This window comes from Alteromonas antoniana (genome assembly GCF_019249295.1).
In the GTDB taxonomy this organism is placed as follows: Bacteria; Pseudomonadota; Gammaproteobacteria; order Enterobacterales; family Alteromonadaceae; genus Alteromonas; species Alteromonas antoniana.
Genome location: NZ_JAESDH010000023.1, coordinates 1 through 24,106, shown reverse-complemented (window position 1 = coordinate 24,106; position 24,106 = coordinate 1). Strand labels below are relative to the sequence as shown.

Genomic DNA, 24,106 nt, shown 5'->3' with positions numbered 1-24,106 from the left:
CAAAAAGCAAAGCGACAGCGCTGCTTTCCTAGCGGTTATGTGTAAAAGCAAAAACGCTGTCGTTGGCAGGAGCCGTGATTTGCTACGTGTGGTGACGCCACCTGTTTCGGTACCGGGTCAGGACGTTAGCGGCCCTGCTTGTATCCCGGTAATTTATTAAAGCCCGCAACCATCAGTGCCTGTAAGGCTTAATGGTAAGGCTGAGTCTCACGGTGCATCGTAAAAACCCGGAATGGATTTGGTTTCCATGAAATCATCAAGACCGTATTCGCCCCATTCTCTGCCGTTTCCGGACTGCTTGTAACCGCCGAACGGGGCAGTTAAATCGGGGTGGGCGCCGTTGATGTGAACCATGCCTGTGCGCATTCTTCTGGCAACCTGACGTGCCCGTTCTGGTGAGCCTGACACATACCCTGATAGCCCGTACGGACTGTCATTGGCAATACGCACTGCATCGTCTTCATCGGTATAGGGCATGATACACAACACCGGACCAAAAATTTCTTCCTGTGCAATGGTCATGTCATTGGAGACGTCAGTGAAAATAGTTGGTTTAACGAAAAAGCCCTGAGACAGGTGCGATGGAAAGTCACTGCCGCCGGCCAACAGGGTTGCACCTTCCGCTATCCCGGCATCAATCATTGCACGTACTTTGTCGAACTGACGCTGGTTGGCAAGCGGACCGATGCGGGTTGTTTGCTCGTTTGGATCGCCGACGCCCTGAAGGGCTTTTTCCGCCACTGCGCGGGCTATGTCATTCACTTCCTCCAACCGCGACGCAGGGACCAGCATGCGGGTAGGGGCCGTACAGGTTTGTCCGCTGTTAGAAAATACTGACTGCACACCGGCTTTTACTGCTTTGGCGAAATCAGCGTCATCTAACAGAATGTTGGCTGACTTGCCGCCTAGCTCCAGTGAAACGCGCTTCACCGTATCAGCCGCCGTTTTAGATACCGCCGTTCCTGCTCTGGTCGAGCCGGTGAACGACATCATATCAATATCAGGATGTGAGCTCAGTGCGTTTCCTACTGTCGCACCATCGCCATGTACCAGATTAAATACCCCCGCCGGCACACCCGCTTCATGCAGTATCTGCGCGATAAGATCGGCGCTCAGCGGCGACATTTCACTGGGTTTGAGCACCATAGTGCAACCCGCAGCCAATGCGGGGATCACCTTGCACATAATTTGGTTAACCGGCCAGTTCCATGGCGTGATCAGGCCAACTACGCCGATAGGCTCTTTACGTACGCAGGTTGTGCCCTGCTGGTGTTCAAATGCAAACTTACTAAGTGTTTTTGTAAACGCGTCTATGTGTGCTATCCCCATGGCGGCCTGCAAGTCGGTAGACAAGCTCACAGGCGCACCCATTTCCAGCGTGATAGCCGCGACCAGGTCGCTGTAGCGGGCTTTATATAGAGTCCGTATCGCCTTCAGGATATCCAGTCGCTGCTCCACGGAAGTTTGTGACCACGACGCAAAAGCGGCTTTTGCCGCAGAAACGGCACTGTCTACATCGTCGACCGAACCCAGCGCTACGGCCCCATAGGGCTCCGCCGTCGCCGGATTAACCAGTGCCTGGGTCCGGGTTGTGCGTGGCTCGCACCATTGACCCTGAATATAAAACTGTTTGCTGTCTGTTTTCATTACGACTCCGAGTCAGAAGAGGCTGCTTTGGGGATCGCTATCACGCCCGGGCACAGCGGCTCCTGGTAAAGTTGTTCTACGTTGCTTTTACGCAGGCTCAGTACTGCTGACTGATTAATACTGCGTTTGTCGGACACTTCACCGGCGTCAGCATCTGGCGGAGTTGTCAGCCAGGAAAAGCGCCGGATGCGCATTGATGCGCCTGAATGTGCTGTATTGTGTTGCAAGAGTGCCTGTTTCACTTTTTGCGTCAGAGCGTCACTTTTCAGCAAGCTGACAAGGTCGCCCTCGCCGGGCACAACGGCTTTTATTCCTTCCGGATTTGGCCAGGCCAGGATCCCTAAATAGTCTTTGTCCTGGCCGGTAATGACGATATCTGCGACTAGCGGTGTCAATGCACTTAAAAGCAGTGATCGCAACGCGCCAGTGTGAACCCAGGTACCATTAAGTAATTTGAAATCTTCGCTCACCCGGCCAGCAAAGCGCAGGCCTTTTTCAGGGTTATCGTCGTCTACCCATTTCACGGCATCCCCGGTACAGAAGTAGCCCTGGTCGTCAAAGACCTCCTGCGTCTTGGCCTCGTTGTTGATATAGCCAGTCATAATTTGCGGGCCTCTTACCCGCATCTCAAATTTGTCGCCAACGGGCACCAGTTTCAGTTCTGTTCCCGGCAATGGCAGACCCACAGAGCCCATGCTGTTGGTCTGCCAGTGTACCAACGTAATGACCGCTGCACTCTCTGTAGAGCCTAGTGCATTTATCATTGGAATACGATGCCCGGTTTCCGCTATTGCCAGCTTTTGAAAGCGATCGTAGGTAGACTGAGGCATGTCCGAGCCGCCATAGCTACACCACTCAAGCTTGCTGAAAAAGCGCTGTCGCAGCGCGTCATGTTTCTCCAGCGCATCCAGTAACAGCGCGTAAACTGCGGGTACCGTGGTATAGGAATCGACGGCGACATCAGCGATGTTTTTCAGGGTTGTCTCAAATTGTCCCGGCAGTGGCTTACCTTCGTCGATGTACATGGTACCGCCATTGTAAATCACCCGGTGAATGTTCTGGTTTCCGGCATAGGTGTGATGCCGGAAACCAGTCCAGAAGTGTCGGCGGGTTAGTGTCCGGGTCTACGTGGATCAGCGAGTTAAGTGCTGACTGGGTATACGCCAGGTTGCCATGGGTATTCATCACTCCTTTAGGCGCGCCGGTAGAACCAGAGGTGAACAAAATCTTGGCAACATGGTGAGGCGTCAGGCGACGAATGGCATGTGTGACAGCTTCAGTCGCCGGAGTACGCAGCAGCGTATCGAAGGAAACCGCATTGCCGGACACGGCGTCCGGGTTATCCGCTGTTACATAAATCACAGGAATGCGTCGCAAATCCAGTGCGTCCAGCGCACGCTGATACATTGAGGCATCCTGCACAAAGACAGCACCGGGATTCACCGTCTTTACGATAGCCTTAAGCTTTTTAAAGTCTTTGCTGAGTAATGAATAGTTTGGCGATACCGGGGCCAGCGGAACGCCTGCTTTATACCCTGCCTGAATGAGCGTGGCATGCTCAAGGCTATTGCCAGAAAGAATCAATACAGGGGATTGTTGTCCTAAGTCCTGATTCAGCAACCACTGCGCTATGTTGTCAGATTTGTTGTCGGCGTCCTGATAAGAAAAGTGTTGCCATTCACAGCTGTGCGGATGTCGCTGCGCCATAAAGCTGCGTTGCGGATACCGGGTAACGGTGTGCTTAAACATTGCAACCAGGTTCTCGTGAACCGGGCGCAAGGGATGCTGGCTGACAACATATTGCGAGCCATCGCTATGAATTTCCCTGCTGACTTTCGGGGGCTCCCAGTTATTCTCCGGAAACGTGGCATTTTCAGTATTCATCGCTATCGAGTGCGCCCTTTCATTACTATGTTGCAATGTCGTTAATACTGACAGAATTGCGGTTGCTGCAAAATCATAATCCGCATTGCGAAACTATAAGCCTAATTTATGGTAGTGGGGTAATGCGTTGGTCAACAGCACAACGAGAGATATTAAGGGGATTACTCGTTGTCTTGATGAGGGTGACACTGGCAGAGGTGTTACCCGTCTCTGAAAGGTAGATCTGGGGCCAATGTGGTAGTAAATACTGACTTCACTGGAAAAATGGCAGGGAGTTTGGCAACATTAGTGAACTGACGATTTCAGGGAGAAACTTCATGATCAAAGGCGTGTCGCTCTTATTGAGCTTACTATTTTTAATGTCTTGCAGTCCGCGCCCTGCCTACCAGGATGTTATCAGCACTTTTCAGGACAATCGTCCCACTTTTACCATGATAGCGTCGCTCGCCTGTGATATCGGAAAACGTTCGCAGCAGGCGACGTATGAGATTACCGGCGAAAACAAGAAAGAAGAAGAGCTGCTGGCGTTGGCGCAATCCGTCGATATTGACGCCATTACGGTAGTCCGCGAGTCAGAACGCTGCCGTCTTTCGATGCCGGTTTGGGAGGCTACCGATGACACCGTGTGGACCCGCTATGCCTATCGATACAACGTCAAACTACCCCACCCCTATCTGCAAGAAAAGCATGATTATCAGCAGATCACCAGCTCGGTATCGCAAAAGCGGCCTTCAAGCATGGGGTTCGATATGAAGTTGTCCAGAAAATGGTTTTTCAGTTTTAAAGCCAGTCACATCAATCCATAAACGCCAATAGGCCGGAAGCGTCTGTCTGTACTACCATCGTGATCGTTATCCTTTTCGGTTAGTCACCGCGCTGATAGCGGTTGCTGTCTTAGTAAATGCGAACGGCTAACGCTCCGCTCTTAGCTTGTCATTATTGTGGTAAAACACATACCCTCCTTTGACACTACCCGCGTAGCAAAAGCGAAGTGTGGCGTCTTGTTGTACCTTGCGTTTGCACCACCGCTGCTCTGATAGTTGAGAGATTGAACACGCTAAGTTCTGGATACGAAAATTCATAAAAATACATTCAAATCTCATTACCTCTGCGCGTAGTCAGAAACGGTACACTGCATGTTGGGTTTTTATATATGGAATGTGAATGTAATGTTTAAGCTTAAACCTTTGTTGTTTTGTTGTTTCACTATGGCGGCTTCATCGGCGCTGGCGAAACCGGAAAGTGTCGACATTAATATCGATGTACAGCAACCCGGTGCGGTGTTGAATAAGAACATTTACGGCCAGTTTATGGAACATCTTGGTCGCGGTATTTATGAAGGGATCTGGGTAGGAGAAGACTCAGACATACCTAACCAGGACGGGTTCCGGTTAGATGTTTTGCAGGCCCTGCGAGAATTAAAAGTGCCGCTACTACGATGGCCAGGCGGTTGTTTCGCTGATGAGTATCACTGGCGCGATGGGATTGGCCCGCGTGATGAACGTCCCAGAACCGTAAACAGTAACTGGGGCGGCGTAATTGAGGATAACGCATTTGGCACGCACGAGTTTTTTGCGTTTGCCGAGCTGCTGGGAGCGGAAACTTATGTAAACGGCAACCTGGGTACCGGCAGTCCCCGCGAAATGGTGGAGTGGTTGCACTATATGACCTCAGATGCCGACACCACCATTGTGCGTGAGCGTAAGAAAAATGGCCGTGACAAGCCGTTTAAGGTTGATTATTTCGCAGTGGGTAATGAAAGCTGGGGATGCGGCGGTAACATGACGCCCGATTACTATGCTGATCTCTACAAGCAATACTCTGCATTTCTTAAAGCGCCGGAAGATAACCTGCCTAAATTTATTGCCAGCGGGGGCACCGATGACCAGACCGAGTGGACACGCACGCTGGCAGAAAAAGTGAAGCCTTCGTGGAGCCTGCGGATGGATGCCATCAGCCATCACTACTACACCATTCCTACCAGTGACTGGGAGAAAAAGGGCAGCGCAACGGGATTCCCGGAAGAAGAGTGGTTTTCGGCTTTGCACCGGACGCTACGGATCGAGGACTTTATTGAAGAGAACATAGCCATACTCGATGAACTGGATCCTGAAAAGAAAATTGGCTTTTACGTTGATGAGTGGGGCACCTGGTATGACGTTGATGAGGGGACAAACCCTGGCTTTCTGTATCAGCAAAATACACTGCGCGATGCGGTTATTGCCGGGCTGAATATTCACGTGTTCAATCGATATGCTGAGCGTGTGCAAATGACCAACATTGCACAGATGGTGAATGTATTACAGGCGATGATTCTAACCGACAAAGAGAAAATGGTATTAACGCCAACGTATTACGCATTCAAAATGCACATCCCGTTTCAGGATGCGACCTATCTGCCAGTGAGCATAGAAGACACGCCTGCATACAAGCATGGCGATGACAGTATTCCGGCTATCAGTGCGTCTGCCGCTAAGGCAAAGGATGGCAACGTTTACTTATCGCTGGTAAACACACAGCTGGAAGGCGCAATTGACGTGACGTTGGATGACGTGAAGCAGGTTCAGGGTCAGGTATTAAGCAGTGACAAGATGGACGAGCACAATACCTTTGAGCAGCCAGACAACATTGCTCCAAAAGCGTACTCTGTCAGTGTCAAAAATGGCAAAGCGGTGATCACCGTACCTGCAAAGTCACTCATGGTACTTAACCTGGGGCAGCTGTAATTTGAGACGCGATAATTAACGTGTTCTGATGTGTCTGCCTGCCGCTAATGGTTATTGTTTGCGGCTGCGCAGACACTACCGGTACATCGCAGGCCATAAAAAATGCCAGTCAATATGTTGACTGGCATTTTTATTTTCATTGATAAGGTAGCCTGAATCTATCGTGCAACCTTATTATCAACCTGTTAGTAGAAGGTATAGGTGGCTTCTACGCCGATGATACGGCCTTTAGACAAGGGCGAAAACGTACCAAACGAGAGTTGCGTATCGCCGCCGTGTTTCACCTCATCGAACAGGTTTTTACCGAAGACAGAGAACACCCAGCTGTCGTTGTCTGTTCTGAAATCAATACCGGCATTCAGGATCTGCAAGTCATTGATGTAGCCTAAATTGTTATCGGTATAGAAGGTTTTGTCACGGTAAGAGTAATTCACCCGGGAAGTCATGACGCCCCAGCCTTCCAGTTCCAGATCGTGGGTCAGCCCGACACTGTAAGTGATGTCTGGTACCCGTGGAATTTTCAGTTTTTCGTCAGCGCCATCTACCATTCCGTCGCCGTTAAGGTCGTAAATGACATCCGTATAGTCTGCGTCAATCAGGCCTAAATTGAAGGTGGCGGCCAGGTTTTCGGTAACACGCACAATACCATCGAATTCCAGTCCCAGCATTCTGGCTTCTGCGGTGTTTTTGATAATCTGAATAACCGAACCATCAGGCGCAGGCAGGTTAACTTCCCGCTGCATATCGTCAATTTGAGTCAGGAATACGGCAGCATTAAAGCGCCCCCAGTCATGATCAGACTTATAGCCCACTTCAAAACTGTTCACGGTTTCTTCATCAAACGGACCTGGTCCATTCGCTTCACGAAGCTCCGGTGTGCTGATATCGGCGGTATTTCTTAAGTTGTAGCCGCCTGAGCGGAAGCCCTTACTCCAGTGGCCGTATATGGTCGTTTGATTATCATACTTGTAGGTTGCGCCCACTTTTGGCGAAACGCTGGTCCATTCTTCGTCATCAACAAAATCGAATGCACAATCATTGTCCAGATAGATATTACACACCGGACCTTGCGGAATGATAAATCCGTCGTTGATGGACGAGACGTTGCGGTTCAGTGAGGCAATTTCTACTGACTTCTCTTCGCGGGTATAACGCAGTCCCGCAGTCAGCGTCAGCTTTTCTGTAAGGTCGTAGTCCACGGCACCGAATACGCCAACGCTCTTAGTATTGTGGTTACCGCCACCATCCTGATAAATCCCTGCCGCCAGCAGATCCGGTACGCCATCACCGGTAATATCCTGAGATACGGTGGTCAGCGGCAGTAAGCGTCGCTCATGGTAGGTGAGGTCGTTGTCATAGTGATACAGGCCCACTGTTACGTCAGCCTTATCAATGGGCTTGTTGTAACGAAGTTCGTGGGTAGTTTGCTCGGATGCAGTCCACGCATCGGAATGGAAAAGGGTAAATGGCTGGGAATCAATATCGCCAAGTGACGGTGAATAGTAATCACGATACCCAAAGATATAGGTAGCAGTACCGCCGCCTATATTGTAATTCGCCGTGACGGAGGCCAGCTCGGAATCCATTTCCTGACTACCACGCTCATTAATTGAGAAATCATGAGAGTCGCGATCGAAGGTTTGTGCGAAAGGGGCCAGCGGATGCGGGCTTGGAAACGCGATATTCGGGTTAATACCAAGGCCATTAGTATGGTTCTGTGACGCAGGGCCATCACCTTCAGCATCCATGTCTTCGTATTTGAAGATCATTTCAAGATCTTCAGTCGGTTCCCAGTAAGCGGTACCGCGCAAAATGGTCTGCTTGAAGGCGCCGTGATTACTACCATCAAAGCTGTTTTTGAACCAACCGTCGTCATCGGTGTGATACACACTGAATTTGGTTGATAAGGAATCGGTAACCGGAATACTGACGGTGCCCTGTACGGTGGTTTGATTGCCACCAGGACCGCCGCCGGTCAGTGATGCTTTGATGCTGCCTGCCACGGTATCTTCAGGGCGCTTGGTGGTGATAAGCACTGCACCACCGGTAACATTACGACCGAAAAGGATCCCCTGCGGCCCGCGCAGTACCTCAACCCGGGCAACATCAAACATGTCAGTAACGACACCCCCGTTTGTGCCCACATAAACGCCATCGATAAAAACACCCACAGTTGGGTCGATAGACGGGATTGAGCTGTTTACGCCAAGGCCACGGATCGAAAAGTTGGCAACACCGCGTGCGGTGCCCACGTCATCCATCACCACGTTAGCGATGCCGACTGACAAATCATTGAAGTCTCTGAATTTCATGGCTTCCAGCTGCTGTGCGCCAAACGCCGTAATGGCAATCGGAACGTCCTGAATGGATTCCACCCGTTTACGTGCGGTTACCTCAATTTTTTCAAACAGCTTATCTGTTGCCTTTTTTGATGCCGGTGCTGGCTCTTGCTGCTGCGCGGTGTCTTCTTGCGCGATAACCTGCGAAGAGGCCAGTGCCAGTGCGACAGACGATGCCAGTAAGGTACTGGTAAATCGAGTTCGGGTACTTGCTGTGGTCGACTTGCTTATCATGTACGTGTCCCTTTGAACGGTCTAATATTAAACCTGTTAACGGTATGTTATAAATTTGATAAACAAGCTAGCACTGGCAAATTCTACGATCAATACAGTGGAATGTGTTTTCGCACAGTAAAACCAATTTTAATAATGATGGTGAAAAATTAGCGACAGTGATAGTGGTCGTGCAGCCCGCGTGCGTATTGGGAAAGATGAAAATAAGTCTACGCCCGCTCAGCGGGATCGGGCAGGGGCCAGCTGAATCATTGCGATAAGCGCAAAGCTGGCGACCAGGACCGTAGCAGCCAGAAAGGGCAGCCGGTGGCCATAAGAATAGAAAAGGGCAGAAACCGGTGGGCCAACCACATAGCCCATGGCAGGCGTTGCGGTGATCATCCCGGTTACAGTGGCCTGCTTTTCCGGGTGGCAGCGGCTGGTGGCCACTGCGGCAATAGAGGGATAGCCCATTCCCATCGCCAGCCCCAATAAGATCATAGCGCAATACAGCCCATACACGGTTTGATGCAAATACATCAGCAGATAAGCAGCTGCCAGTAACGGCATGGCGATCATAATTAACTTTTCGGGACGCGCACGGGTTCGCTGCACTATCAGCAATTGTACGCCCAGTGAAAAAATAGCGCTTATCATCATGGCAAGGCCTACGCCCTGCGCTGCTTTTACCGGCGTTGCCCCATAGTGGTCAATCAGGAAGAAGCCGAGTGTTTGCTGCATCATGGCCATGGCGCAGAATACGCTGGCACATAAGGTAATTAACAATGCTGTCAGAGGCTTCAGGCTGTCCTCATCGCCAGTCTCCTGAGCACTATTGGCTGGCGAAGGTGGTGGCGCAACATGCGTCGGAAGTTTCGTCCATACCAGAAACAGAGCAATAAGTGTCAGCAGGACAATAGAGTAAAGTGGGGTAAGTAAGCCAAACCCGACTAAAGCGCCTGCATAGGTGGGGCCCAGCACCTGACCCAGATTGTTCGCAGAGGTCACCTTACTGATGGATTTTACCCGCTGCGACAATGGACTGATGCCAATCGCATAGCCCACCGCAGAAGGCGGCGTGGCTGACATGATACTGGATTGAAGACTTCGGGCGAGCAACAGTGAAATAAACAGCAGACTACCAACAAGGTAGCCGTTAAGCCCCAGTGCCCATACTAACGCGAACAGCAGGGTGCCAAGGGTATAGCCGGTGAGGCCTACCATCAGAATGCGCCGGTGTCCTTGCTTCTTCGCGATGCGACTCCAGAAGGTCGTGCCCAGTGCAAAAATAAATGCCGAACTGGACATGATCACAGCGACCTGAAATTCCGTCAGGCCGGCTTCTCTGCCCAGAGAGGGCAGTGTGGTAAGAACGACGCTCTGACCCATCGAGGTGGCCAGTAAAGCGAAAAATAAAATTCTGAATGGCATACTTGGGCCTGTTGACCTTTGGTGTTTATTTCTGCTTCGCGGGTCTGCGCTATTGCCGCGTATGTGATTATGGTCAGCACGCAAAAAGACACCGTAATTCGCTGGTAACTCCGGCCCAATCAGTGTTGTTGAGTAGTAAGCCTGAGCGCTTTCCTGAAGCAGTTACACTGATCAGAAACAAAAATCGACAGGCCGCTATCTGCTGGTTGTCGCAAACACGGACACCAGGCGGAACCGGGCGGATCGCCTATTCTACACAGGTAATGACATAAACCCGATAGCATTCATCACGTTTTGTTCAGGCGCGACGCTGACGTTTGATGCCGTCTACCGGCAGCGTGTCGAGACTGGCCAGCGGTGTACGCGATGCCATTGCCTGTGTCAGGTAGGAGGAAGGTTTCCACCTCGGCCCGGATGAGCGCTCCAGCGCTTCAAGCTCAGCCACGACATTGTCCAGCCCAAGACTGTCTGCATAGCATAGAGGTCCGCCCCGAAATAGCGGGAAGCCGTAACCGTTTACCCAGATAACATCAATGTCGGAAGGGCGCTGAACAATGCCTTCCTCAATGATTTTACAGGCTTCGTTGATAAGCCGCAGTGTGAGACGCCGGACAATGGTGTTGTTATCAACCGGTGCGCGATGTATGGATAATGCTGCAGCCGTAGAGGCGATAATGTTCTCGACAGCAGCGTCGGCCACCGGCAACCGGCTACCTGGTTCGTAACGATAGTAACCGGCTTCCGTGCGTTGTCCTTTGCGCTCAGCCTCAACCAGTTTGTCTGCCACCGGGCTGGTAACGGGCAGGTTATCAGCACCGCGTTGTTGTCTTGACTGACGAGCATGATAGCCACCTTCAAGACCAACCAGATCGGCCATTTGAAAGGGGCCCATGGCCATACCAAACTGACGCATGGCATTATCGGCTTGTTCGACGCCGGCTCCTTCCAGCAGCAATGCATCAGCTTCTCTGCTATAGACCGACAACATCCGGTTGCCAATCAGGCTGTCACTGCCGCCAGAAAGCACAGCCACCTTTTTCAGCGAGCGCGCCACTGCCATGGCGGTAGCGACAGCTGTCGGGCTGGTATCATCGCCCTGCACAACTTCTACCAGTTGCATCAGATGCGCAGGGCTGAAAAAGTGCATGCCGACAAGCTGGCCAGGCGATGTCAGACCCGCGGCGAGGATATTAATGTCCAGCGTTGAGGTATTGGTTGCAATAACGGCACTGGTACTAAGCACTGTGAGCAACTCAGCGAACAGCCCACGCTTGGCATCCGCGTGTTCCTGAATCGCCTCAATTACCAGTTCTGTTTCTGAAACTGCAGCAAGCTGGTGTGATGTCGTGAGTCTGTAAAAGGCCGCATCGCGTTGTTTATGCGTGAGTTTATGGCGTCGCAGCAAGCTGGTAAGCGACTGTTCGATCGCGGTCCTCGCAACGTCCAGTGCATGTGAATCATTGTCTACTAAGATCACCGGATAGCCGGCCAGAAGACAGGATGTGGTGATGCCCTGGCCCATCTTTCCGGCGCCCACAATACCGATAGAGCGAACCGAAAGTGGTGTCGTATCTGCTGCAAGAAAATCGACTCTTGGTGCGCGGCGCTGTGCGAAAAAAAGATAGCGCTGGGCGCGGGATTGCTCCGATTGCAGGCATTCATTGAACAGACTGCGTTCGTAGCTTATGCCTTTCGCGAACTTACCTTTGGTCGCAGCCTCTACCGCGTCGACTGCGGCCAGTGGCGCATGAAATCCTGGCGACGCGTTTGCCAGTTTCTCGCGGTAATCTTCAAAAAAGTCTTTGTTCAGCACCGCGGTATTCACTTTGCGCTCGCTCAGCCTGCGGATTGGCGAGTGTGTACGCAGCAGGTGTCTGGCATAGTCTTTCGCGTTGGGTAATAAATTGTCATCGACCACTCTGTCGATAAGTCCGGTCAGGCCACCTTCTCTGGCACTGCTGAACTGGGCTGAGGTAATCATATTCAGGGCGGCTTCGGCGCCAATCAGCCGTGGTAAACGCTGCGTTCCCCCTGCTCCGGGCAGGATCCCTAATTTAATTTCAGGGCATCCTAACTGGGCATGGCTGTGTGCAATTCGATAATGGCAAGCCAGCGCCAGCTCCAGTCCGCCGCCCAAAGCATTTCCGTCAATAGCGGCCACAACGGGTTTTTCAATCTCGTCAATAATTGCCAGCAATTCCGGGAGTGAGGGAGCTTCAGTGGGTTTACAAAACTCATGAATATCGACACCGGCAGAAAACGCCTCGTGCTCGCCATGCAACACGGCTGCAAGTAATTTCTTGTCTTTCTGAAAGGTAAGAAAAGCGTCCTTTAATTCGCGTCGAACGCGACCGGAAAGGGCATTCACCGGCGGATTATTGATAGTGATGATTGCGATATCATCTTCTCTTTCAAGCTTTACCACGTCACACATGAGCGAAACCTCGTTTTCAGCCTGCGGGCATTGTAAACTGAAAGTTGAGTTATTGTAAAAGTATATTTCGCACAGCGGTATTAAGTGTTGTTTTAAGAATTGCTTAAGAAAAAGTGACGGATGCTATTCCTGCACGTTTTCGGTTAACGTGAACGGGTAATACATCTGAAGACATAGCGTGCAGGAAAAAAAATGCCCGCTAAAATAGCGGGCCAAATCAGAGGTAAAGTTAAGGCCTGAATAGGCCTAGAGGGGAGAGGTTAACTGTCTACAGACAGTTCACTTATTACGTCATCGACGTCATCAGTGTTCGTTGCTATGGCTATCGCCAGATCCCGTTCACTTTCGGATCCCACGGTGCCAGAAAGAGTAACAATCCCTTGTTTTGATTTAACATCAATGTCGATACCAGAGAGTTGATCGTCCAGTAGCAAACGGGTTTTAATTACCGTGACTACTTTTGCATCCTGCAAATCTCGTGTGAACGCGTCCCAATCACCATCAAAATCATCTGGTGTAACCACAGACAACCGGTTATCAACAGATTCAACACCATCCAGCGACTTGACTAACTCCGTGGCAAGCGCTTTGTCGACGTCACTGTCGACCTTTCCTGTGAGGATGACTTTCCCGTCCCTGACGTCCGTGTTTATGTCGAATGTGTTTAACTGACCATTGAACAGAAGCGTGGCTTCGGCTTTACCATCAATCCATGCGTCCTTGGCTGATGCTTTCCATTGGTTGCCCGAGTCATCAGCAAGTACCGACGAAGACAAGGTCAATGCTGCAATCGTTGCAGTTACGCTAAGTAAACGTGTCATTGCTGTCTCCTGTTCGTTGTCTGTATTTACTAGTAAGCTAAGAGTGTGCCAATCCTTTTCGGTTTGTTTAAGTATCTGATTTTTATCTATATTGCAGTTTAGACCTGGATCAAAGTTAAAATTAATTTCATCTTGTGAGTAGATTTTTCTCACAGTGTGTCGTTTCTTACAGACACACACTACAACGAAAGTATGATGTGGAAATCTTTGCTGCGATACCTGTCAGCGATAGCGGCTACACGCGGATGTGCGCTGCCTGTTGGTATGATGAGAACGATATAAAAAAACCAGCAATGTGTTACTGGCTTCGTGATGATGTTTGCTGGCTGGTATAAAAGAAGGTGCTGACTAACCCAAAAGGATTAGCAGCACCTTTCAGGGAGACTAGTATGTCCAGTTTACCGACAACATATAGTTGCGTGGTGCCCCATAGAAACTCTGTGCCCAGTACAGCGTGGTCAGATAGCGTTCGTCCGTCAGATTGTTTACGTTCGCGCTAACCCGCAATGAGTCAGTGACATCATAGCTTGCCATCAGGTTTACCAGGGTGTAGCTGTCCTGATTTGTGTAGAACGGAACGTCCTCAATCGCGCCCTGCTCCCGGAAGATGGCATCCTGCCACTGAACCGATGCGCCGACTCTGAGTTCAGGTATTGACGCGAACTGATAGTTGGTCGCCAGGTTCAGCTTTTTCTCAGGTGTATAGGCTTCTACCTGATCATTGCCGTCGATATCAAAGAGTGTGATACCCAGTGAGGTTTGCAGGTTAGGCAGGAGTTCACCGGAAATATCCAGTTCCCAGCCTGTAGAGTTAATGCCTTCGCTGCCCTCGTAAACTGACTCCGGAATACCGGTGACAGGGTTCACAATATCGGCCGAATATACCGCAAGGTTGGTTTGTTTGATGTCAAAGTAAGCAACCGTTAGCAGTGCACTATCGTCAAACAGGGAGGCTTTCATACCGACTTCAGCGGCTTCGCCGGTGACCGGGTCAAGCCGTTCGAAATTCTCATCTTTTTCCGTTTGAGTCTGAAACGTTTCGGTATAGCTGGCATACAGGTTGATATTGTTATTTACCGCATATACCAGTCCGGCGTAAGGCACTAGCTCAGAGGCATCAGTGGTCTCATCCACAGCGTAGGAGGTGCCTTCCACCTCAATGTCGTTGTAGCGCGCGCCGAGGATCAGATTCAGGTCGCTGGTTAATGACAGGTTAGTCGCCGCGTAGTAAGCGATTTGGCGCTGCGTTACATCACTGGTGTATTCCGGGCCAGTATCGGTCAGTTCAGGGAATATTACATCGCCGTTATAGTCCTCCATCGCAGGTAATGCCGGGAAACCATTGCCTGTGTGGAAGTCGTACAGGGAACGATCCTGGTATTCCAGATGACCGTAATTCACGCCAAATACCACATCATGGGGTTGGCCGAAGGCGCTAAATACGCCGCTTAATTTAATGTCGGCATAGTCTTGCTTATCATCAAGATCATATTCACTGGCGTAACCAATCAGGCCTAGTCCGGTTTCAGGATCGATGGATGAGTAGGTGTAAAATAACAGCGAGTCTTCATCGGTATCCACGTGCATATAATCGGCATTCAGTGTCCAGTCATCAGACAACTGATGCTCTAGACTGGCAAATACGCGTGTGTCAGTAACGTCCCAGCGCGACCAGTCAGCCGCCGTATTCGTGCTGGTTGGGAAATTGGTAGGTGTACCGTCAGAGTAGAACAGTGTCAGCGCGCCCCACATGTTGCCTTTGGCATCACTTTTTTGCTGGCTTGCACCGACCAGAAGTTCGGTATTGTCTGATAAATTGGCAGATAACACACCGTAAGCAACCGTTTTGTCGACTTCGTAGCGATCCAGATATGATTCTTTATCTTGTTTCGCCAGTACTACACGGCCGCTGATGTTGTCGGTAAGTTTGCCGGATGCATCAACGTCCAGGCGCTTATTATTCCAGCTCCCAATTTGACCACGAACAGACACAAGGCTGTCCTCAGTGGGCTTTTTTCTTACCAGGTTAACCGTTGCTGATGGGTTGCCTACACCCGTCATCAGGCCGTTTGCACCTCGGATGACTTCTACACGCTCATAGATGGCGGTATCCAGATCGCCGTGGGTGTTGCCATTGATTACCGGCAATCCAAGTCCGTCTACCTGAAAGTTTGAAATATCGAAACCGCGGGCCGTGTAATAGGTGCGGTCTGTCTCGACTTCTTCTACATTTACTCCAGTGACATTGTTAAGCAATGTGTTTACATCATTAAGGGAATAGTCACGGATTTGCTCAAGCCCGATCACTGATACTGACTGTGGCAGATCTTTAATGCTAATCGATAGCGGTGAAGCCCCGTCTGCTTCGTTATAGCGGTATCCCTGAAGACGCTGTCCGCTGACGGTGAGCTTTTCTATACTGCTGTCATCAGGTACTTGTTTTACGTCATCACTGTACTGGGCATTCTCTTGTGCGGACAACGCGGTGGAGAGGCTTAATGCGAGTAATGTTAGGGGATAAAGACGAGAGACTTTCATAAGATCCTTCATAGTAAAAAAAGTGCGAATGAGAATGATTCGCAGTAAGTTACAGGTTATTGCGCTGGCTTTCAAGGATAGTCAGGTAAAATTAATATATAAGAAAGTTGATATATAAGAAATATCGAATATAATGGTCACGGTGTGGTCACTAGTAAGTTGTTCAGAGATGAAAAAAATTTCGCATGGGATAGTCGGGTTCAGTACACAAAAACCGTTGTGGGTATATGCGTTACTGCTATTGATTGCAGTAGGTGCAGGTAGTCAGATCCCGCGCATTCAGATTGATACCGACCCGGAAAACATGTTGAGTGAAGATCATCCTTCACGGGTTTTTCATAACCAGACAAAACAAGACTTCGCCATGCATGACGCCATTGTAGTCGGTGTCGTCAACGATGGCGGAGACGGTGTGTATACGCAGGCGGCACTGTCGGATATCCATGCGCTCACCGATGATATTCTTGCCATTGATGGCGTTATAGATGCGGATGTTATGTCGGTGTCTACGGTGGATAATATCTCTCAGGAGGGGGTAGGAACCATACGCTTTGAATGGATGATGCCGCGCCCGCCTGCATCAGAGCAGGAAGCGCAGCAGATCCGCCAAAATATCGAACGACTGCCCTTATTTTATGACACGCTGGTGGCAAAAAACGCGAAAGCGGCAGCCATTTATGTGCCGATAGCCGATAAAAACGAAAGTTATCGCATTGCTGAAGAAATTCGAAGCGCTACCCAGACGTTAACCGGCAACAACACCTGGTATATCACTGGCCTGCCCGTGGCGGAGGATCAGTTTGGTTTTGAGATGTTCGTGCAAATGGGTATTTCAGCACCGCTGGCCGGACTGACAATCTTTATCCTCTTATTCCTGTTCTTCCGAAATTTGCCACTCATCACCGCGCCAATGGTAGTGGCAATGGCCACCGTAATTGTCACCATGGGGCTGCTTATCGGATTTGGTTTTACCGTGCATATCATGTCATCCATGATTGCTATCTTCCTGATGCCAATTGCCGTAGTGGACTCGGTGCATATTTTGTCGGAGTTTTCTGACCGCTATAAGCCTGGGGAAAGTGCATCGAAAACCATCACCAAAGTGGTAGAGCATCTGTTTACACCGATGCTGTATACCTCGGTGACGTCCTCCATAGGTTTCTTCTCTTTGATGCTAACGCCTATTCCGCCAGTGCAGATTTTTGGTGCCTATGTGGGTTTCGGCATTCTGTTTGCGTTTGTGGTAACCATCACCTTCATTCCGGCCTATATCTCGCGCATGAGTGACAGTGCACTTATTAAACTGCAGGCCACGTTGCACGAGGGCAGTAGCAACGGCTCAAGAGTGGCACGTATCGCCCGTGGACTGGGACACATCGCGAACCATTATCGTGGTGCGCTGCTGCTGACATTCGGTGCAGTTTTCATGGTATCGGTATGGGGTATTACACAAATTCAGATTAACGATAATCCGGTACGCTGGTTTAAATCAGACCACGAAATTCGTGTGGCTGATCGTGTACTGAATGAAAACTTCGCTGGCACCTACAACGCGTATCTGGTGTTAACCGACGAACGTGACCTGCCTGAAATCAATACGCTGATGCCGGACGCTGATGTCCCGCCTTCACTGCAGATGTGGGTAAGTGAAGTCAAAGCCGAGCTAACATCCGAGCCTGCGAACGAGCAGATTCAGGGTCTGATAATGGCTATCGACGATAAGCTGTTTGAGGTTGGCAGCGATGAAGAAATGGCGTATCTCGATGCAGTCATGGCGAAAGCAGATGCGGCGCAATCTGCTATGAAAACCTTTCAGTCGCCTGAGGTGCTGGCGTACATCGAGCGCATGCAGAACTACCTGAACACCACCGGGAAAGTGGGGAAATCCAATTCACTGGCAGATGTGGTGAAAGTGGTAAACCGTGAGCTACGTTCTGGTGATGACAAAGACTATGCACTGCCTGACTCCGGTGCTGCGGTCGCACAAACGTTATTGCAATACCAGTCTTCACACCGCCCTAACGATCTCTGGCATTTTGTCACGCCGGATTACCGCAGCAGCTTAATCTGGCTGCAGCTTACCAGTGGTGATAATCAGGATATGACGGACGTGGTGTCACTGGTAGAAAGCTATATAGACAGCCACCCGCTACCTGAAGGACTGTCAGCTGACTGGGCCGGAAAGGCGTATCTTAATGTGGTGTGGCAGGACAACATGGTAGCCGGCATGCTGGATAGCCTGATGAGTGCGTTTGTTATTGTCTTTATTATGATGGTCTTGCTGTTCCGTTCCTTTATTTATGGCGCGCTGGCGATGCTGCCGCTGACCATAACGATTACCTTCATTTATGGACTTATCGGCATTGTCGGTAAAGACTACGACATGCCTATCGCCGTGCTGTCCGCACTGACACTGGGACTGTCAGTGGACTTTGCGATCCACTTTTTAGAGCGCGCCCGGGCAACGTTCCGTGAAACCGGTGATGTAGCCAAAACCATGGATGAGATGTTTGCAGAGCCCGCCAGTGCCATTACCCGCAACGCACTGGTGATTGCCCTTGGTTTCACGCCACTGCTGTTCGCGCCACTGGTGCCCTACATTACGGTGGGCGTATTCTTAGCCAGCATCATGGCAATTTCTGCCCTGGTCACCTTGCTGGTATTGCCGGCGTCGATGACACTGCTTCGTCGCTGGGTGTTTGTGCCTTCGAAATAAGGAGAGGTAACAATGACGATGTTTAAACGTAATTTACTGGCTTCACTGAGTGCTGCCCTGCTTCTGGGGCAAACGGCTATTGCGCAGGAAGTGGATGTGGATGCACTCATTCAGCAAGCCGAGAAGGCGGCGTATTACGCCGGTGACGATGGCCGCGCGGATGCGCGTATGCTGATTGTTGATGCGCAGGGGCGCAAGCAGATGCGTCAGTTCACGATTTTGCGCAAAGACGTAGAAGACAATGGCGATCAGAAAATGATGGTGTTTTTCTCACGCCCCACGGATGTCAAAGACACCGTATTTCGTGTGGAAAAACACGCCTCCAACGATGTTGATGACGATCGCTGGTTGTATTTGCCCGCGCTGGATCTGGTAAAGCGTATCTCGGCCGGAGATAAACGTACTTCGTTTGTCGGTTCACACTTTTTCTATGAAGACGTGTCGGGACGTGCTGTAGCGCAGGACAACTTTACGCTGCAGGAAGAGACTGACGATAAGTACGTGCTAAAAGCCACACCGAAACAACCTGACTCTGTCGAGTTTGATCATTACATCGTGCATATCGATAAAGCGACATCACTGCCGGTTCTGATTAACTTTTTCAAAGCCGACGGCACTCACTATCGTCGTGTGGAAACGGTAACGGTAGAAGAGGTGCAGGGATTTCCCACCGTATTGCGCTCAAAAGTGTCTGATCTGGCTTCAGGCGGCTACACGCTGATGGAGTTCAGAAATACGCAGTACAATATTGACCTGCCGGATGATGTGTTCTCAGAACGCAGTTTACGTACACCGCCGATGAAATGGATCCAGTAATGAAGAGGTTGGCTTTCGCAGTCTCGCTGGCACTGATGATGTCGGCATCACCTGCAACAGCGCAGGATGCTACGCCGCCACCTGAAGATGAATGGCAAACCGACGGCTTTGACGAGTGGGGCGATTGGGAAGAAGAGGACGCCTCACCGCTGACGATTGCTGGCTTTGTTGAGGTAGCGGCCGGGCGGCGTTTGCAGAACGCCCCGGCACTTTCTTCAGATACCACATTGGCAGATGTCCGGGTACAGCTTCAGGCCGATTATGCCCTGGAAACCTCCCAAATCTCGTTCCGCGGCGATGTGTGGTATGACGGCGTAACAGACGACGTGGAAACCTCGGTGCGTGAACTGTCATGGCAGGGAAACCTTGCCATGCTTGGCGACTGGGGTAGCCATTTTGATGCCAAGATCGGGCAGCAGGTGTTGACCTGGGGCACTGGCGATTATGTGTTTTTAAACGATATGTTTCCTAAGGACTACCAGTCTTTCTTTGCCGGTCGTGACGATGAATATCTCAAAGCCCCCAGCCTGTCGGCAAAAGTGTCAGGCTACTTTGATGCCGTTAATGTCGATGTGGTAGTGACACCGGAATTTGAGCCGGATAACGGCATTACTGGTGAATTCTTTTCGTTTTTTAGTCCCCAGGTCGCGATGAATATTGCCCCTGAGTTTACTGTTGCACAGGACAACGAGCCAGACGGCAGCGAAGTGGCTCTGAGACTTTATAAAACGGTGGGGACCACTGAATACGCGCTGTATGGATACCGCGGTTACAACAAATTACCGCAGGCCGCCGATGAACTTGGCCGCCCCACGTACAGCCGGTTAAACGTGTATGGTTTCAGTGCGGTACGTCCACTGGGGCCGGGGTTGGGTAAGTTTGAATATGCCTATCATGATGCGGTGGATGACAGTCACGGCGACAATCCTCGGATACCAAACAGTCAAAGCCGCTTTCTGGTGGGCTATGAACAAGAGTTAGTGGCGAATTTAACCGGCAGTGCGCAGTGGTATGTGGAACGTACACATGATCACGACGCTCTGCTGGCAAACTCACCCTGGCCGGTTTTCGAGCAGGAAGAGACACGCCATGTGATAACCACGCAGCTGCTTTATCGCGCCATGCGGCAGACGCTGACTTTCCAGGCTTTCAATTTTTACTCTCCCACAGACGAAGACGGTTATTTGCGTTTAAAGGCAACCTATTCGCCGGGAGACAAGTGGCAGGCGAGCGCGGGTGTGAATGGCTTTTATGGCAGTGAAAATCACACCTTCTATAGTCAGTTTCGCGATGCGTCCAATGTGTATGTGTCATTCAGATGGTTTTATCAGGAGTAAAGCGTATGTCAGCTGAAAGAGCGTTAACCGCATTTGCTGGGTTTATGGTGTTGTTGTCAGTGGTGTTAACTGTATGGGTGCACGAAAACTTTATCTGGTTCACTGCATTTATTGGTGCCAACCTTTTCCAGCAAAGTTTTACCGGCTTTTGTCCGGCAACAATTGTGCTGAAAAAGGTATTTGGCTTTAAAACGGAAAAAGAGCTGGCGTTGGGTAAGTAAGGCTCGACTTATCCGTGACAACGCTTGCTGGCGGTTTTGTTACCGTTTTTATCTGAAACCGTATGGTCGCATGAGACATTGGTTCCGTTTGCAAGGTGAACACCGCTCAGCATTTTCTGCTCGGGACCCTTTTGGGGGCTCGTTAGCGCTCGCATGTCGTCAGTCATTTCCAGGTAATGCCCGTAACATGCCGATTGCAAAGTGTTTTGTTCGCAATAGGTAACAAAGCTTTTCAGCTGTTTTCCAGCATTGGTCGGGCTTTCTGCTGCCACGTCCCATGTATTCGCTTGTGTCAGGCACGGTGTTAGCCAGACTTCGCCGGGCACAACCGGGTTGGTATCAAAAATGTGGTGGCGATGGCGCTTAAACGTCGCCAGGTTTTCTTCTGTTTCAAACCGCGCGCGCATCAAGCCGTCGTAGTCTTTAAATGTGTAAACGCGTGTTTTGAACAGTGGCTGATGAAGACGCCTTTGCGCCTCAGCCTCCAGTGCACGATGCTCGATACAGCGTTTAATACCGTGCACATCGCAGCGCGGGCACAATGTTCGAATATTATCGTAACTATCTGACACCGCTGAAAAGATGTAATTGCAGTCAGCACAGCGATACACCTTGGATTTCTTCTTATTCATGGTATTACCAGATGATCAGTTTTGGGGATACTGCGCCAAAAACAACTTTTGTTGGCGAGGTAAATATAGAGGGTGGGGCTGCTTCTTCAACTATACATAAGTCTAATATACATAAGTTTAATTGTTTGAGGCGTGAGAATCGCAACAGGAACATTAAGTGGGGCTCTCACCTAACCCCACCGGCGGCTATGAACAGGAAGCCAGCCTGTTCTCTGTAAGTGTTGGTAAGGGTTTGGTCAGTTCGATAATGTAACCGTCCTGATTAAATGCGATATCCACACTGTCACCGGGAGTCAATACGTCGGGCATACTGTTAGTTTCGTGAAGTGTTGCCACCAGTGAATCAGACAGTGCAATAATGTCTTCATTACAGCTGCTTAAAATCAACGTTTCCCCTACCGCAACGACGGTTGCAGGCTGCTGATATCGCGACATTACCATTAACTGGCGCTGCTGATAAGCGGTAAACTGACGCGTTTTTTGGGCGCGAAAATCTGGCTGTGTGGTGTCGCTGGTATCAAACCCGTGATACTGAACCATGGCAACATCGACGAGCATCCCGGGTTGACTCACAAGCGTTATGCTGGTGCCCCATATGCCAATAAAAGCAATGATTGCCACCACCGCCGCCGCGGCCAGTTGCCATTGCCGTAGGGGGAGCGGCGAAGACGTTTTGCGTGCGTGATGGCTGTTCTTCTGCAGCACATAACGGCGCAGTTTATCAGGTGCAGGGTGGTGACGCTTATGCTGTTGATATTGTTCCGCGAGCGGATCGTGCTGGTCAGTCATGAGCGGCCTCCAACGCGCTTTTCAGATTTTCACGGGCATAACGCAGGCGCGTTTTTATGGTCTCGCGGTTGCTGTGACAGATTGTTGCAATTTCCTGTAAGCCAAACCCTTCCTGCTGCAGACAAAATGCTTCGCGCTGCGCAAAAGGTAATGCGGCCAACGCTTGCCTGAAGCTATCTGATTGTTGATAGATGGCACTTTCGGGCGCGTGCTGTCTGCTAAGCAGTGCATCGTCATATGTAAGGCGACGCTGTTTTCTGATTTCATCAACCAGGGCGTGCCTGCCAAGGGTAAAAAGCCAGCTTTCAAAGCGTCCGCTGGCAGCGTACAGGTGGCGTTTCTCAATAACCGTTACCCAGGTTTTCTGCGCCACATCCATGGCAGTATCCGGTGAGGTCATGGCCAGCAGGAAATGATAGAGATCATCGCCGCACTCATCATAAAGGCGCGCGAGCAGCGCCTGCTCGCCGGTTTCGGCGTAGCGGCTCATCAGCATGTCGTTTGACACGCTGAGCCCGAGCCACTGCTGAATGGAGAGTACCACGCTCACCTGATGTCCTTATTGGTCTAGTTTGAACGTCAATAGTACACGCATATCGGGCTGGCTCACAGCACTGCCGTCAACCATCTTCGGGCGGTACTTCCAGCGCGCCAGTGCGCGGCGGGCTTCACGGTTGAACACTCTTGCCGGTTCGGCATCAATCACGGTGATATCCTTTACGCTACCGAGCTGGTCGATAGTGAAGGACAGTGACACCCAGCCCTCAATGCCATCACGCGCTGCCGCGGGAGGGTAGGCCGGCTCAATTTGTACCACCGGGCGCGCCTGCTGATCGCCCTGTCCCATAGTGAAATCGTTACCTATTTTTATTCTGTCTATGCCGGTGAAATTAGTGCCAATGCCAGGTTCACCCATAGCCACCTCGGTAGGTTCTGATTTTATTCTGGCTGGTGGTGGCGGTGTTTTCGGCTTTTCCCGTTGTGGTATTGTCGGCCGCACTATCGTTTTCTCGTCTTCCAACTGTAATACCGGGTTTGGTATTACTGGCAGTGTACTAACTACAACCGGGGTCTCATCCTGAGCAACCAGCTTCGCCATTACCACGAATAATCCGAATGTAATCACGCCCCCCAGCGCAATAGCGCCGAAAACACGTGCTGTTGAGGTTGTCGGGGTATCTACATCTGCATAGGTGAGTGCTGTCATTGTATTTCTCCTCTTTTCAACCAAACGTCTGAGAAAGAAAAAAGGGGTGAAATCCGTAACGAATTTTTACGAAAAGTTTCAGCAATTCACTAATTATTGACCATAATAAAGTGTCATGCAGTGTGAATTTTAGTCTTGGGGACAGCGCTGAAATCGTGCTATTGCATTGTTATTAATAAAAAAGCTGTCGTGTTCTGGTGGGACACGCACACCTTAGAGGTAACTGATTATGGTTTCACGTTTCGTCATGATTTCCGCCTGTCTGCTGGCTTCAATTGTTTGTATGGATAATTCTTCCCTAAATTCCCCACAATTTTTTCAAAGATGGGTAAAGTGAGGCCCAGACTTTGGCTGC

At 50.5% G+C, this 24,106-nt stretch carries 18 protein-coding genes; 6 read left to right on the top strand and 12 right to left on the bottom strand.

Annotated features, from left to right (window positions below; translation table 11 throughout):
- Positions 1–207: 207 nt before the first annotated feature.
- Genes JKP77_RS17350 through JKP77_RS22595 form a run of 3 tightly spaced genes read right to left on the bottom strand, consistent with a single transcriptional unit; the run spans position 208 to position 3,531 of the window.
- On the bottom strand, positions 208–1,647 hold the full coding sequence (locus JKP77_RS17350; RefSeq protein WP_218312431.1) for an aldehyde dehydrogenase family protein: 1,440 nt from the start codon (positions 1,645–1,647) through the stop codon (positions 208–210).
- Positions 1,647–2,672 carry an AMP-binding protein gene (locus tag JKP77_RS22600; RefSeq protein WP_274608683.1) on the bottom strand — a complete coding sequence of 342 codons (1,026 nt, stop codon included), beginning with the start codon at positions 2,670–2,672 and terminating at the stop codon, positions 1,647–1,649. The genes JKP77_RS17350 and JKP77_RS22600 overlap by 1 nt, the downstream gene beginning before the upstream one ends.
- Positions 2,653–3,531, bottom strand: coding sequence for an AMP-binding protein (locus tag JKP77_RS22595; RefSeq protein ID WP_218312429.1), 879 nt, complete (start codon positions 3,529–3,531; stop codon positions 2,653–2,655). Before JKP77_RS22595 ends, JKP77_RS22600 begins: the two co-directional genes overlap by 20 nt.
- 317 nt (positions 3,532–3,848) lie before the next feature.
- Here JKP77_RS22595 and JKP77_RS17335 point away from each other — a divergent pair, with 317 nt between their 5' ends.
- Positions 3,849–4,337, top strand: coding sequence for a hypothetical protein (locus JKP77_RS17335; protein ID WP_218312428.1), 489 nt, complete (start codon positions 3,849–3,851; stop codon positions 4,335–4,337).
- A 363-nt stretch (positions 4,338–4,700) separates the two neighbouring features.
- Positions 4,701–6,257, top strand: a complete 1,557-nt coding sequence (locus JKP77_RS17330) for an alpha-N-arabinofuranosidase (RefSeq protein WP_218312427.1) — start codon at positions 4,701–4,703, stop codon at positions 6,255–6,257.
- Positions 6,258–6,442: 185 nt separating this feature from the next.
- On the opposite strand, the gene JKP77_RS17325 is transcribed toward JKP77_RS17330, so the two are convergent.
- The 5 genes from JKP77_RS17325 to JKP77_RS17305 form a co-directional block, all read right to left on the bottom strand.
- Complete coding sequence (locus JKP77_RS17325) at positions 6,443–8,830, bottom strand: TonB-dependent receptor (RefSeq protein ID WP_218312426.1); 2,388 nt, start codon at positions 8,828–8,830, stop codon at positions 6,443–6,445.
- A 219-nt stretch (positions 8,831–9,049) separates the two neighbouring features.
- A complete protein-coding gene (locus JKP77_RS17320) occupies positions 9,050–10,240 on the bottom strand; it encodes an MFS transporter (protein WP_218312425.1) in 1,191 nt (396 codons plus the stop codon).
- 298 nt (positions 10,241–10,538) lie between these two features.
- Positions 10,539–12,674 (bottom strand): 3-hydroxyacyl-CoA dehydrogenase NAD-binding domain-containing protein, encoded by a 2,136-nt coding sequence (locus JKP77_RS17315; RefSeq protein ID WP_218312424.1) that lies wholly within the window; start codon positions 12,672–12,674, stop codon positions 10,539–10,541.
- A gap of 260 nt (positions 12,675–12,934) precedes the next feature.
- Positions 12,935–13,495, bottom strand: a complete 561-nt coding sequence (locus JKP77_RS17310) for a BON domain-containing protein (RefSeq protein ID WP_218312423.1) — start codon at positions 13,493–13,495, stop codon at positions 12,935–12,937.
- A 384-nt stretch (positions 13,496–13,879) separates the two neighbouring features.
- On the bottom strand, positions 13,880–16,033 hold the full coding sequence (locus JKP77_RS17305) for a TonB-dependent siderophore receptor (protein ID WP_218312422.1): 2,154 nt from the start codon (positions 16,031–16,033) through the stop codon (positions 13,880–13,882).
- Positions 16,034–16,202: 169 nt separating this feature from the next.
- Here JKP77_RS17305 and JKP77_RS17300 point away from each other — a divergent pair, with 169 nt between their 5' ends.
- Genes JKP77_RS17300 through JKP77_RS17285 form a run of 4 tightly spaced genes read left to right on the top strand, consistent with a single transcriptional unit; the run spans position 16,203 to position 21,123 of the window.
- Positions 16,203–18,749, top strand: coding sequence for an efflux RND transporter permease subunit (locus tag JKP77_RS17300; protein WP_218312421.1), 2,547 nt, complete (start codon positions 16,203–16,205; stop codon positions 18,747–18,749).
- A 12-nt stretch (positions 18,750–18,761) separates the two neighbouring features.
- Positions 18,762–19,565, top strand: a complete 804-nt coding sequence (locus JKP77_RS17295) for an outer membrane lipoprotein-sorting protein (RefSeq protein ID WP_218312420.1) — start codon at positions 18,762–18,764, stop codon at positions 19,563–19,565.
- A complete protein-coding gene (locus tag JKP77_RS17290) occupies positions 19,565–20,902 on the top strand; it encodes a hypothetical protein (RefSeq protein WP_218312419.1) in 1,338 nt (445 codons plus the stop codon). Before JKP77_RS17295 ends, JKP77_RS17290 begins: the two co-directional genes overlap by 1 nt.
- A 5-nt stretch (positions 20,903–20,907) precedes the next feature.
- Positions 20,908–21,123, top strand: a complete 216-nt coding sequence (locus JKP77_RS17285) for a YgaP family membrane protein (protein WP_218312418.1) — start codon at positions 20,908–20,910, stop codon at positions 21,121–21,123.
- A gap of 8 nt (positions 21,124–21,131) precedes the next feature.
- Here JKP77_RS17285 and JKP77_RS17280 read toward each other — a convergent pair whose 3' ends face one another.
- From JKP77_RS17280 to JKP77_RS17265, 4 genes are all read right to left on the bottom strand, one after another.
- Positions 21,132–21,755 (bottom strand): hypothetical protein, encoded by a 624-nt coding sequence (locus JKP77_RS17280; RefSeq protein ID WP_218312417.1) that lies wholly within the window; start codon positions 21,753–21,755, stop codon positions 21,132–21,134.
- A 186-nt stretch (positions 21,756–21,941) separates the two neighbouring features.
- The gene (locus JKP77_RS17275; RefSeq protein WP_218312416.1) at positions 21,942–22,544 is read right to left on the bottom strand and encodes a hypothetical protein; all 603 of its coding nucleotides are present in this window, start codon (positions 22,542–22,544) and stop codon (positions 21,942–21,944) included.
- Positions 22,537–23,094 carry an RNA polymerase sigma factor gene (locus JKP77_RS17270; protein ID WP_338024888.1) on the bottom strand — a complete coding sequence of 186 codons (558 nt, stop codon included), beginning with the start codon at positions 23,092–23,094 and terminating at the stop codon, positions 22,537–22,539. The genes JKP77_RS17275 and JKP77_RS17270 overlap by 8 nt, the downstream gene beginning before the upstream one ends.
- Positions 23,095–23,103: 9 nt before the next feature.
- Positions 23,104–23,751: an energy transducer TonB gene (locus tag JKP77_RS17265; protein WP_218312415.1), complete on the bottom strand. Its 648-nt coding sequence runs from the start codon at positions 23,749–23,751 to the stop codon at positions 23,104–23,106.
- Positions 23,752–24,106: the final 355 nt, after the last annotated feature.